General features: G+C 70.9%; 10 protein-coding genes. 5 read left to right on the top strand and 5 right to left on the bottom strand.

Going from position 1 to position 10,752, the window contains the following annotated elements; genetic code table 11:
* The coding region (locus IE249_RS20685; protein WP_229858902.1) for a hypothetical protein at positions 1-816 on the top strand (816 nt) is incomplete at its 5' end.
* Between the two features lie 91 nt (positions 817-907).
* Here the strand turns inward: IE249_RS20685 and IE249_RS20690 are convergent.
* The gene (locus tag IE249_RS20690; RefSeq protein WP_189706624.1) at positions 908-1,438 is read right to left on the bottom strand and encodes a type III secretion system chaperone family protein; all 531 of its coding nucleotides are present in this window, start codon (positions 1,436-1,438) and stop codon (positions 908-910) included.
* Between the two features lie 138 nt (positions 1,439-1,576).
* Between IE249_RS20690 and IE249_RS20695 the strand changes: the two genes are divergently transcribed.
* Positions 1,577-2,098 (top strand): hypothetical protein, encoded by a 522-nt coding sequence (locus IE249_RS20695; protein WP_189706626.1) that lies wholly within the window; start codon positions 1,577-1,579, stop codon positions 2,096-2,098.
* A 62-nt stretch (positions 2,099-2,160) separates the two neighbouring features.
* Here the strand turns inward: IE249_RS20695 and clpB are convergent, their stop codons facing one another.
* Positions 2,161-4,758 (bottom strand): ATP-dependent chaperone ClpB, encoded by a 2,598-nt coding sequence (clpB, locus tag IE249_RS20700; protein ID WP_189706628.1) that lies wholly within the window; start codon positions 4,756-4,758, stop codon positions 2,161-2,163.
* A 154-nt stretch (positions 4,759-4,912) separates the two neighbouring features.
* On the opposite strand from clpB, the gene IE249_RS20705 reads away from it, so the two are divergent.
* Positions 4,913-5,332 carry a pyridoxamine 5'-phosphate oxidase family protein gene (locus tag IE249_RS20705; RefSeq protein WP_189706630.1) on the top strand — a complete coding sequence of 140 codons (420 nt, stop codon included), beginning with the start codon at positions 4,913-4,915 and terminating at the stop codon, positions 5,330-5,332.
* Between the two features lie 168 nt (positions 5,333-5,500).
* Here IE249_RS20705 and IE249_RS20710 read toward each other — a convergent pair whose 3' ends face one another.
* Positions 5,501-5,836 carry a Rieske (2Fe-2S) protein gene (locus tag IE249_RS20710; RefSeq protein WP_189706632.1) on the bottom strand — a complete coding sequence of 112 codons (336 nt, stop codon included), beginning with the start codon at positions 5,834-5,836 and terminating at the stop codon, positions 5,501-5,503.
* A gap of 357 nt (positions 5,837-6,193) precedes the next feature.
* Here IE249_RS20710 and IE249_RS20715 point away from each other — a divergent pair, with 357 nt between their 5' ends.
* Together IE249_RS20715 and IE249_RS20720 are read left to right on the top strand one after the other, a co-directional pair.
* On the top strand, positions 6,194-7,138 hold the full coding sequence (locus IE249_RS20715) for a helix-turn-helix domain-containing protein (protein ID WP_229858904.1): 945 nt from the start codon (positions 6,194-6,196) through the stop codon (positions 7,136-7,138).
* A gap of 20 nt (positions 7,139-7,158) precedes the next feature.
* Positions 7,159-8,160, top strand: coding sequence for a helix-turn-helix domain-containing protein (locus IE249_RS20720; protein ID WP_189706636.1), 1,002 nt, complete (start codon positions 7,159-7,161; stop codon positions 8,158-8,160).
* Here the strand turns inward: IE249_RS20720 and IE249_RS20725 are convergent.
* Together IE249_RS20725 and IE249_RS20730 are read right to left on the bottom strand one after the other, a co-directional pair.
* Entirely contained in the window at positions 8,114-9,166 is a 1,053-nt protein-coding gene (locus IE249_RS20725) for a helix-turn-helix transcriptional regulator (RefSeq protein WP_189706638.1), read from the bottom strand. The two genes, IE249_RS20720 and IE249_RS20725, sit on opposite strands and share 47 nt — an antisense overlap.
* Before the next feature lie 190 nt (positions 9,167-9,356).
* Positions 9,357-10,463, bottom strand: a complete 1,107-nt coding sequence (locus IE249_RS20730; protein ID WP_189706911.1) for a sugar ABC transporter substrate-binding protein — start codon at positions 10,461-10,463, stop codon at positions 9,357-9,359.
* Positions 10,464-10,752: the final 289 nt, after the last annotated feature.

Here is a 10,752-nt window from a genome sequence, read left to right on the forward strand (position 1 = left end):
CTCGCGGCCTCCGCGGCCGCCTGGGGGATCTACGCGATCGGCGACCGGCTGCACGGCCGGGCCGTGGGAACCGCCCTGACCGTGCTGTGGGGCCTGCTGCCGCACTCGGTGGTGCTGTCGATGGGGTACAGCGAGCCCGTGCTCACCGCCTTCGCCGCCTGGTCGCTGTACGCGGCGCTCACCGGCCGCTGGGTGTGGGCGGGAGCGCTGGCCGCCCTGGCCGGGCTGTCCCGGCCCAACGGCTTCGCGGTGGCCCTGGGAGTACTCGCCGCGGCGGCGCCGGCCGTGTGGCGGGCCCGGGGGCGCGTTTCCCACAGGCTGTGGACGGCCGTGGCGCTGGCCCCGCTGGGCTGGACCGGTTACGTACTGTGGGCGGGCCGGCGCACCGGCGACACCCTCGACGGCTACTTCCGCCTCCAGCGGCTGTGGGGCTCCCGCTTCGACTTCGGCCTCGGCGCGCTGCGCTTCGTCAAGCAGCTGCTGCTGCACCGCGACGCGTTCCTTTTCTTCGCCGCCCTGGTGCTGGTGGCGGCGGGCGTGCTGCTGTACGCGCTGCTCGTCCTGGACCGCGCTCCCCTGCCGCTGGTCGTCTACAGCGGGGCGCTCCTCGTCGTGGCCTGCGGCGGCTCGGGCTTCTTCCAGTGCAAGCCGCGCTTCCTGCTGCCGGCCTTCCCGCTGCTGCTGCCGCTGGCCCGCGCCCTGGTGCGCACGGCGAGAGCCCGGCCCTGGCACGCGGCCGCGGTGGCCTGCGCCCTGGCCGGGCTCTCGTTCGCTTACGGGGCGTACCTCGTCGTGATCACCCACACGCCGCTGTAGACGCCCACGCGCCTCGTCCGTGTCCCGCGCCGAGGACATGCTCCCGCGCCGAGGACCGCTCCTCGCGCCGAGGACTCCCCCGTCCCGGGGACTACTCCTCGTCGTCCCCGGGCTCGTCGGCCTCGTTGACGTCCTGCTCCAGACCGAGCTGCTCGACGAGCCAGCGGTCGAACTCGATCGCGGCGCGCACCCAGCTGACCGTGGAGGAGACGAAGTGCTCCAGGCTCACGCCCATGCCGATCAGCATCTGGGCCTCGCCGATGAGGCGGACGGTGCCGTCGTCGTGGGTGTGGCTGTAGACCTTGGGCCACAGGGTCCGGCGGTTCCAGTCGTCGATGGACTCCAGCAGCTGCGGCTTCTCGTCGATCTTGTGGGGCCGGTCGTAGAACGTCCGTACCGAGAAGACCTGCTGGTCGTCCTCGCCGCGGAACATGAAGTACGTGCGGAACTGCTCCCACGGCGCCGCGAGGTCGCCCTCGTCGTCGACGACGTACTTGAGCTCCATCTGGTCGAGGAGCTGCTTCACGAGGTCCTGATCCGGGACGACGGGGCCCGCCGGTCCTTGGGGCTGCGGCTCGGGCTGGCCCCCGAAGTTCGGAATCGAGGACGGGTCGATGCTCACCGTGTTTTTCCCTTCGTACGGATCCCGCCATCCTCCCCCATGCGGGGAGGGGCGTGGCAAGCCCGCCGGGCGCTTGTCAGCCCTGGGCTGACATGATCCGGCCGACGGGTGGACGTCGAGCGGGTGGGGGTGGGGGTCATGGCCCGGGCACGGACCGGAAGGGCCGAGCAGCCGGACGCCGAGGGGGCGCCGCGGGGCCGGACGAGGTGGTGGCTGGTCGCGGCGGTCGCGGTGCTGCCGGCCATGGTTCTGCTCCCCTTCCTCGTCGCCTTCGTGGGCGTGATCTTCTCCGACTCCGAGTACCCACTCGGCGGTGGGCCCAAGGCGGTCTCCTGCACGCATGCGCTGGCATTCGGCGGGGCGGCCCTTCCGGACGGCGCCACGCCGGTCGGGGGGTGCGTGGAGCGGAGCTGGCAGGACGTCTCCTACAGCGCGGACTTCCGGATGCCGCGTGCCGCGGTCCGCGACTGGCTGCACCGCACCTACCCGGACGCCCCGGCGCCGGAGACGGAGTTCTGCGCCGACGACGCGGACCTGTGTCTGGAGCTGAGCTACACGCGGGGACTGCCGGAGGGGGTCGGCGCCGACGCCGTACAGGTGAGCGTGACGTACGAGGACGCCGGCACCGCCCTGGTCGACTTCGCGGCGTTCACGACATGAGCGCGGCGGCCCGTCACCCGGCTGCCGGGTGACGGGCCGCGTGGGCGCGTGGGTGCGTGGCCCTACAGCGTCTTGCCCGTGGCCGGGCCCACCAGCAGGCCCTCGCCGAAGCGGTCGACGCGGACGGTGTCGCCGTCCTTGATCTCGCCGGAGAGGATCTCCTTGGCCAGCCGGTCGCCGATCGCCGTCTGCACCAGACGGCGCAGCGGACGGGCGCCGTAGGCCGGGTCCATGCCCTCGTCGGCGAGCCAGGCCAGCGCCTCGGGCGTGACGTCCAGCGTCAGGCGCCGCTCGGACAGCCGCGCGGCCAGGCGGCCGATGGCGAGCTCGGCGATCCGGCTCAGCTCCTCCTTGGTCAGCGCCGAGAAGACCACCAGGTCGTCCAGTCGGTTGAGGAACTCGGGCTTGAAGGAGGCGCGGACCACCTCCAGGACCTGTTCCTTCTTCTCCTGCTCACTGGTGACCGGGTCGACCAGGTACTGGCTGCCCAGGTTGGAGGTGAGCACCAGGATGGTGTTGCGGAAGTCGACCGTACGGCCCTGACCGTCCGTCAGGCGGCCGTCGTCCAGCACCTGGAGGAGGATGTCGAAGACCTCCGGGTGAGCCTTCTCCACCTCGTCCAGCAGCACCACGCTGTACGGACGGCGGCGCACCGCCTCGGTGAGCTGGCCGCCCTCCTCGTAGCCGACGTATCCGGGCGGGGCGCCGACCAGGCGGGCCACACTGTGCTTCTCGCTGTACTCGGACATGTCGATGCGGACCATGGCCCGCTCGTCGTCGAAGAGGAAGTCGGCGAGCGCCTTGGCCAGTTCGGTCTTGCCGACGCCGGTCGGGCCGAGGAAGAGGAAGGAGCCCGTGGGCCGGTCGGGGTCGGCGATCCCGGCCCGGCTGCGCCGCACGGCGTCGGAGACGGCGCGCACGGCCTCGCCCTGGCCGATCAGCCGCTTGCCGATCTCGTCCTCCATGCGCAGCAGCTTCTGCGTCTCGCCCTCCAGCAGGCGCCCGGCGGGGATGCCGGTCCAGGAGGCGACCACGTCGGCGATGTCGTCGGGGCCGACCTCCTCCTTGACCATGGTGTCCTTGGCGGCCTCCTCCTCGGCGCGCGAGGCGGCCTCCAGCTCCTTCTCCAGGGTCGGGATCTCCCCGTACAGCAGCTTCGAGGCGGTGTCGAAGTCGCCGTCGCGCTGGGCGCGCTCGGCCTGGCCCCGCAGGTCGTCCAGCCGCTCCTTCAGCTCACCGACCCGGTTCAGGGACTGCTTCTCCTTCTCCCAGCGTGCGGTGAGGCCGCGCAGCTCCTCCTCCTTGTCGGCGAGGTCGCGGCGCAGCTTCTCCAGCCGCTCGCGCGAGGCGGCGTCGGTCTCCTTGTCCAGGGCCAGCTCCTCCATGCGCAGCCGGTCCACGGCGCGCTGGAGCTCGTCGATCTCGACCGGCGAGGAGTCGATCTCCATGCGCAGCCGGGAGGCGGCCTCGTCGACGAGGTCGATGGCCTTGTCGGGCAGGAAGCGGGAGGTGATGTAGCGGTCGGACAGGGTCGCGGCGGCCACCAGCGCGCTGTCCGCGATCTGCACCTTGTGGTGGGCCTCGTAGCGCCCCTTGAGACCGCGCAGGATCGCGATGGAGTCCTCGACGGTCGGCTCGGCGACCAGCACCTGCTGGAAGCGCCGCTCCAGCGCCGGGTCCTTCTCGATCCGCTCGCGGTACTCGTCGAGCGTGGTCGCGCCGACCATGCGCAGCTCGCCGCGGGCCAGCATCGGCTTGAGCATGTTGCCGGCGTCCATCGCGGAGTCGCCGCCGGCGCCCGCGCCGACCACGGTGTGCAGCTCGTCGATGAAGGTGATGATCCGGCCGTCGGAGTCCTTGATCTCGGCGAGGACGGTCTTGAGCCGCTCCTCGAACTCGCCGCGGTACTTCGCGCCGGCGACCATCGCGCCGAGGTCGAGCGCGACCAGCCGCTTGTCCTTCAGGGACTCGGGCACGTCGCCCTTGACGATCCGCTGGGCGAGGCCCTCCACCACGGCGGTCTTGCCGACGCCCGGCTCGCCGATGAGGACCGGGTTGTTCTTGGTGCGGCGGGACAGCACCTGCACGACGCGGCGGATCTCCTGGTCCCGGCCGATGACCGGGTCCAGCCTGCCCTCACGCGCCGCGGCGGTGAAGTCGGTGCCGAACTTCTCCAGCGCCTTGTACTGACCCTCGGGGTCCGGTGTGGTCACCCGGCGCCCTCCCCTCGCCTTCTGGAACGCCTCTTGCAGCTTCTTCGCGCCGGCGCCCTGCCGCTCGAGCACCTCGCCGGCCGCGCCGCCCTTGGCGGCGATGCCGATGAGCAGGTGCTCGGTGGACAGGTAGTCGTCCCCGAGGTCGCGCGCCCGGCTCTGCGCGTCCGCGATCACCGCCAGCAGTTCCCGGTTGGGCTGCGGCGGCGCGACGGTGGACCCGGTCACGCTGGGCAGGGACGCGAGCACGCGCTCGGCGCCGGCGCGCACGGACGCCTGGTCGGCGTCGACGGCCGACAGCAGGTCGATGATGTTCTCGTTGTCCTGTCCCTCGAGCAGCGCGAGGAGCAGGTGGGCGGGGGTGAGATCCGGATGTCCCCCCGTCACGGCCCGGTTGCCGGCCGCGTTGATGGCGTCCCGGCTCCTGTTGGTCAGCTCGGCGTCCACGGTCGCTTCTCTCCTCCTTGGCGTCGTTGCTCTGCCACGTCTCCCAGTGCTGACTCATCCAGCGTACACAAAGTTGAGTCTATTCCGCTCAAGGTGAATCCGGCCAGGTCGTTCCACTGGGACTCGCGGGGGCCGGGGGGTTAGGTTCCGGTGCATGGCCTCCACCACGTATTCCCTGGACCCCGGCGCACCCGACGCGCCGTACCTGAGCTTCTGGCGGGAGCGGCACCTGTGCACGCTGACGACGCTGCGCCCCGACGGCACCCCGCACGTCGTCCCGGTCGGAGTGACGTACGACCCGCGGGCGCGGCTCGCGCGGGTGATCACCGGCAAGGCGAGCACGAAGGCGGCGAACGTGCTGGCGGCCGGCGGGCGAGGGGCGCCGGTGGCGGTGTGCCAGGTGGACGGGCGGCGCTGGGCGACGCTGGAGGGTCGCGCGTTCGTCCGTACGGAGCCGGACCGCGTGGCGGAGGCCGTACGGCGCTACGCCGAGCGCTACGAGCGGACGCCGTCGCCCGATCCGTCCCGCGTGGTGATCGAGATCGAGCTCACCAGGGCGCTTGGCCGTGGATGAACGGCCGGGCGGGGGCGGATGCGCGAGTGACGGATTCCGGCCAGTGCACGGCCGGGTCGATACGCGGATATTCCGGGCGAAACTGCAGCGGCGTCACCGTGTTCAGGTCACGGTGACGCCGCTGCGGGGGGAAGTACCTGAGCGATCTGTTACGACGGGGGAATCGCGTCAGGCACTGCGGGGGGTGGCTGAGATGGTCCTGATGTCGGCGGGTTCCGGCGCCACCTGCCGGTGGTCCCGCTGGTCCAGATTGACGAAGATCATTCCGTATCGGATGGCACACCGTACCGGCTGCGGCGCCCCCCGAGGACGTCGCAGGCACCGGTACGCCCGCACGTCTCCGTCCTCGTCCCGCGCGACGACGACCGGCTCACCGAAGACGGCCACCATCAGCGAGTCACCGCTGTGGGGGATGGCGGTGACCAGGTCGATGAAGTGCCAGCCGGAGCGGTATGCGGTGGCCATTTCTCGACGGAAGGACCGGTCGTCGGGTGGTGTGGTCACATCAGCTCCCGGATCCACCTGTCGCGGCAGTGGCACCGCCGGCGGTCGCGGAGTTCTCGGCCACCAACGGCCAGGTGCTGTTCGCCCGAACATCGCTCTTCGCACCGGAGAGGCCGCTCAGCGCGCCGAGGGCAACAACGGCGGAGAAGGCGGCGACAAGCACCGAGCGAAGCAGTCTGTTACGCATAATCGGCTTCGTCCTCACTTGAAGGTCCCCTTTTCCCCCGTCACGTATGACGATGGCTCATTCGGGCACGTCATGGCCACACAATCGGTGCATCATGTTCCTGCATGTTCAGGACCCTGGGGGGTGGAGATTTGGCCACGAATCACATAAATGCGACACATCCCCATGCGATGAACGAGCTCTGCCCGGAAGGCAGTCGTCTGTACGCGGCCGCCCTGCGCGCCGGACGGATCGCCCGCACGGACGCCGAACCGGCGCCGTGCCTGATGGAGTTCGCCCTGCTCCACCCCGATCCCGACGACCCGAACTGGCTGCGCCCGGTGCCTCCGGCGCTCGCCCTGGCCCAGCGGCTCACCCCCATCGAGCGGGAGATCAGCGAGCGCCGCCAGGCGGCCAGCGAGATCGCGGACGCCTTTGAGCCGTTCATGGCCCTCGGCGGCCAGTCGGCGTCCGGCGGCGGCTCGATCACGGTCCTCGAAGGCGGTGAGCGGATCAACACCGCGCTCAACCTCGCCACCGGCCAGTGCCACACGGAGATGCTGACCGTCCAGCCCAGCGACCGCGTCTCCGAACGCAGCGTCCTGCGCGGGCTGGAACGCGACCGGCCCCTGATCGAGCGCGGGGTGCGCATCCGCACCCTGTACCAGCACACCGCCCGCTACAGCCAGGAGAAACTGGCCTACGCCGCACACCTCGCCGACGGCAAGGTGGAGTACCGCTCCATCGACGAGCTGGTGGAGCGCCTGATCATCTGCGACGAGACGGTCGCCTTCATCCCCACCCGGGACGACCAGCAGGTCGCCCTGGAACTGCGCCACCCCGGCCTGGTCCGCTATCTGATCAAGGTCTTCGAGTTCATGTGGAGCCGCGCGGTCCCCCTCAGCGCCGGCGCCCCCTACGAGACCGCGCCCGACGGCATCACGGAGATCCAGCACTCCATCGCCAAGCTCCTCGTCGAGGGCCACGTCGACGAGGCCATCGCGCGCCGGCTCGGCATGAACGTCCGCACCTGCCGCGCCCACATCGCCAAGCTGGCCACCGCGCTGGGCAGCGGCAGCCGCGCCCAGCTGGGCTACCTCATCGCACAGTCGGGAATCCTCGAACAGGGGCACTGAAACCGACGGAAGGGGCCCCAGTGAGCCCGGCACCACATCCGGAGCACGGCGCGGCGGACCTGTGCTCCGCGGGCACGGCACTGTACGAACGCGCCCTGCGCGACGGCCGGCTGCCCGCCGAGGAGGCGCACGAGGCGCCCTGCCTGGTCGACTTCGGCCTGCTGCACCCCGCGGTCGACGAACCGGGCCGGCTGGAGCCCGTGGCCCCGGCCACCGCGCTGCACCGGCTGCTGCGCGCCACGGCCGAGCGCATAGCGGACGAACGGCGCCGTGAGGAACGGCTCGCCGAGAGCTTCGCTCCCCTGCTGCGGCTCGGCGGACGCCAGCCGCGCACCCCGGAGACCTCCGCGTTCCGGCTGCTGAGCGGCACCGAGCGGATCAACCGGGCCATCGACGCGGCGATGGCCGACGCCTGCGGCGAGTGCCTGTGCGTCCAGCCCCCCGTGCGCCGCGTCAGCAACGAGCGCGCGGAGACCGCCGAGGCCATCTCCATGGTCCGCGACCAGGCCCTGCTCGACCGCGGCGGCCGCATCCGCACCCTCTACCAGCACACGCACCGCCATCTCCCGCTCGCCCGCGCCCGCTACGAGCAGCTCAAGGGGGACGTCGAGGCCCGCTCGCTGGACGAAGTCGCCGACCGGCTCATCGTCGTCGACCGCACCGTCGCCTTCATCCCCGCCAACGAGGACGGCACCCTCGCCCTGGAGGTCCGCCACCCGGCCCTCATCACGTACTTCGTCACCGCCTTCGAGCGGTTCTGGCGGCTGGCCACCCCGATGCACCCCCCTGCCGTCCAGCAGCCCTCCCCGGACGGCATCACGCCCCGCCAGCGGGCCATCGCGGGCCTGCTCGTCGAGGGGCACACCGACTCCGTGATCGCCCACCGGCTCGGCATGAACGTGCGCACCGCCCGCGTCCACATAGCCAAGCTCGCCGCCACCCTCGGCAGCGAGAGCAGGGCCCAACTGGGCTATCTCATCGGCCGGTCGGGGATCCTGGACCCGCAGCACCGGGAACACTGACCGCGCCCGCCCCCGCGGTGCGCGGGGCCCCGTCCAGTCCCGCCTGGGCGATCCGCACGCCCAACTGCGTACGGCTGGCCGCGCCCAGCGTCTCCGACAGGCGGGCGATGTGGGCCCGGCAGGTGCGCACACTGATGCCCAGCCGTTCGGCGATCACCGCGTCCTGGTGGCCCTCGGCCAGCAGCGCGGCGATCGACTGCTCGCGGTGGGAGATGCCCTCGATGCCGGTGTCGGGCAGCGGCGCGGTCAGCGGGATCGCCAGCCGCCACAGCCGCTCGAAGACCGTCACCAGGTACTCGACCAGGGCCGGGTGGCGCAGCTCCAGCGCCATGGTGCGGTCGGCGTTGGCGGGCACGAAGGCGACCGTGCGGTCGAACAGGATCAGCCGGTCGATGACCTCGTCCAGCGTGCGCGCCTCGACCGCGTCGCCCATCAGCTCCAGGTAGTTGAGCAGCCCCTGGCCGTGCCGGGCCACATGGGTGTAGAGGTCGCGCATCCGCACCCCGCGCCCGCGCAGCGCCAGCGCCCGGTGCAGGCCCTCGGTCAGCTCGTGCTCGCGGCGGATGCCGCCCGGCTGCACGGTCAGCACCTCGGTGGTGCACGCCTCGGTCGCCTCGTCCATGGCGGCCTGGATGCGCGACAGTCCGTCCAGCACCCGGATCGCGGTGCCCTCACCGGCCGCCGAGGACAACTGCACCTGGCGGCCGAGCCCCGCGTACCGCTCGAAGGCGGCCACCGCCGAACCCACCCGCCGGTGGCTCTCGCTGACCTCGTCGTACATCCCGCGCAGCAGCCGGGTCATGACCTCCTGGGGCGCGGTGGGCACCAGGAAGTCCATGTCGTCGGGGTCGGGGTGCAGCAGGGCCAGTTCCAGCAGGCACGGCACCGGCTCGGCGTCCCGGCGCGGCACACGGCCCCGCCGTACGGCCCGGGAATACACACGCTCCCCGGCCCCGCACAGTCGGTCGGCACCGTGTGGATGCTTCTCCGCCCCGTGCCCGGCCATGGCCCATCACACCCCCGGTTTCCGCCTCTTCCGCAGCGCAACTATGCGCGGACCGGACCGGCTGTGCAACACGGCTCCCTCGGGGCCGGCTCTCCATAAGCACCGGTTTCACCCGGTGTGTACCGGCCTCCGTCTGGCGCGTTGCAGCAAGGTGACGAGGCGCGCGGAGGCTTTCGCCCGGGAGCGGGCCCTACTTGAGTCCGGCCGCCGAACAGGCCGAGCGGTACTTGGCCGTGCAGATGTCGGAGACCTTGTAGATGCCGTCGGCGATGACCGTGTCCTTGATGTTGTTCTTGGTCAGCGCGACCACGGAGACCAGCTGGGAGGGGACGTCCTTGTTGGTCGGGCTGCTGACCTTGTCGCGGGTCAGGGCGTCGAACTGGATGTCCTTGCCCTGCACCTTGGCGACGGCCATCTCGGCGGCCGTCTCGGCCTCCGTCGGGTAGGACTTGTACACGCTCATGTACTGCTCGCCGCTGACGATCCGCTGCACCGCGTCGAGTTCGGCGTCCTGGCCGGTGATCGGGGGCAGGCTGGTGACGCCCGCCGCCTTGAGGGCCTTGATGACACCGGCGGCCATGCCGTCGTTGGCCGAGTAGACGCCGGCGATGTTGTTCTTGCCGATCTGGCTGATCGCCTGGGCCATGTTGGCCTGGGCGTTCTCCGGCTTCCAGTCCTTGGTGTCGAAGGACGCGGCGATCGTCACCTTGCCGTTCAGCTGGGCCAGCGCGCCCTGCTTGAACTGCTTGGCGTTGGGGTCGGTGGGCGACCCGTTCATCATGACGATCTTGGAGGAGGTGTCGCGGTCGGAGCCCAGGGCCTCCAGCAGGGAGCGGCCCTGCACCTCGCCGACGAGTTCGTTGTCGAAGGAGATGTACGCGTCGATCGGGCCCTCGGCGAGCCGGTCGTAGGCGATGACCGGAATGCCCGCGTCCTTGGCCTTCTTCACCTCGCCGGCGATCGCGTGCGAGTCCACCGCGTCGAGCAGGATGATGTCGACCTTCTCGTCGATCATCCGCTGCATCTGGCTGGCCTGCTTGTCCGCGTCCGCGCCCGCGTTGGCGTAGTCCACCTTGCCCTGGTTGCGGGTGAGAGAGGCGACCTTGTCCTTGATGATGGGGAAGTCGAACTTGTCGTAGCGCGTGTTGGCCGTCTCCGGCAGCAGCAGACCCACCGTCACGTCGTTGCCCTTGGTCGGGCTCGCATCGGCGCTGCTCCCTGACCCGCCGAGCGCCCCGCAGGCGGCCAGCGAGAAGGACAGCGTGGGCGCGGCCACGGCTATGGCGATACGACGCATCGAGGTGCTCACTTCTGGTGCCTTCCGGACGAGGACGCAGCATTGCGACCCAGGTGACTGAAAAGCCAACGCGCAGGCGACCATCGGCGTCAAGCGGAACCACTTAACGAGATGACAACACCACGCTCCGCTGTGCGTGTGAAGACCTTGGGAATCGTTGCGGAACCCCCTCCAAACGCCCTTTACCGACCCTCCACCGAGGCCCGGTTCATCTTCGCGCAAAGTTCCGAACAACCTTTGGCCATCGAGCACGGCAGCGAATGAACTCGGCCAAGTGACATCGGGCGGC

Source organism: Streptomyces anandii JCM 4720 (assembly GCF_014650655.1).
Classification (GTDB): domain Bacteria; phylum Actinomycetota; class Actinomycetes; order Streptomycetales; family Streptomycetaceae; genus Streptomyces; species Streptomyces anandii.